Annotated in this window: 1 protein-coding gene; it reads left to right on the forward strand. The window is 68.2% G+C overall.

The features are described 5' to 3' along the window. Positions 1-280 precede the first annotated feature (280 nt). Entirely contained in the window at positions 281-1,264 is a 984-nt protein-coding gene (locus tag AB0F61_RS34200) for an IS481 family transposase (RefSeq protein WP_357818542.1), read from the forward strand. Positions 1,265-1,354: the final 90 nt, after the last annotated feature.

Below are 1,354 nucleotides of genomic sequence, written 5' to 3' on the forward strand. Positions count from 1 at the left end.
CCTAGGTCGTGTCCGCAAAGTCTCGCCTGGCCCGCGGCGCCCTGCACGCACGCTCGCGGCGTTGTCGTCGGTCACCATGGCTCCGCCATGGCTCCCTCCTCCGCCTTGCGATCGCACGCACCGGACACCGCGACCCCCGCCCTCCGGGCGGACGCCGATACTTTGCGGACACTCCCTAGGTGTATTGATCACGAGCGTTGTTGACACTTGGCGGTCTTGATCATGGCGAAGACCTCCGGTGTGGTGGAGGTGTCTAGGACTACACCGCACGGAGGTCTTCGTGTCCCACCGTAATGCCCGGCTGACCGTTCACGGCAGGCGGATCCTGGTCGAACGTGTCCTGGCGGGCCGTCCCGTCGCGCATGTGGCGGCGGAGATGGGGATATCCCGGCCCACGGCCCACAAATGGGTCCGTCGCTGGCGGACCGAAGGCAACGCGGGCCTGCACGACCGTTCCAGCAGGCCCCGCACGACACCGCACCGGACTCCCCCCGCGGTCGAGGCCCGGGTCTGCCGACTGCGGTCCGACCGCAAACTCGGCCCGGCACGGATCGGCCCGATCCTGGGCCTGCCCGCCTCGACCGTGCACCGCATCCTTCTCCGGCACGGCCTGCACCGTCTGGCCTGGCTCGACCGGCCCACCGGCGAACCGATCCGACGCTACGAACACGACCAGCCCGGCGACCTGGTCCACGTCGACATCAAGAAACTCGGCAACATCCCCGACGGCGGCGGCTGGCGAACCGTCGGCCGCACGGCCGGCGACCACAACCGGCAGGCCACCACCCACGAGCGCCGCAGCTGCAAGCCGGTGATCGGCTACAGCTACATCCACTCCGCCGTCGACGACCACTCCCGCCTGGCCTACAGCGAGGTCCTGCCCGACGAACGCCAACACACCGCCGCTGCCTTCTGGCAACGGGCAAACGCCTTCTTCAGCGCGCATGGCATCACCGTCCAACGCGTCCTGACCGACAACGGCGCCTGCTACAAGTCCAAGATCTTCACCCAGGGCCTGGTTACGGCTGGCATCGCCCACAGGAAGATCCGCCCCTACCGTCCCCAGACGAACGGCAAGGTCGAACGCTTCAACCGCACGCTCCTGGACGAGTGGGCCTACCTGCGGCCCTACACCTCGAACCACGAGCGGACCGAGGCCCTGGCAGACTTCCTCCACACCTACAACCACCACCGCTGCCACACCGCACTCGACGGACACCCACCCATCAGCCGTGTCAACAACGCTGCGGGTCAATACACCTAGGTCGTGTCCGCAAAGTCTCGCCTGGCCCGCGGCGCCCTGCACGCACGCTCGCGGCGTTGTCGTCGGTCACCATGGCTCCGCCATGGCTCC

The organism is Micromonospora sp. NPDC023888, from assembly GCF_040639415.1.
Taxonomy (GTDB): Bacteria; Actinomycetota; Actinomycetes; order Mycobacteriales; family Micromonosporaceae; genus Micromonospora.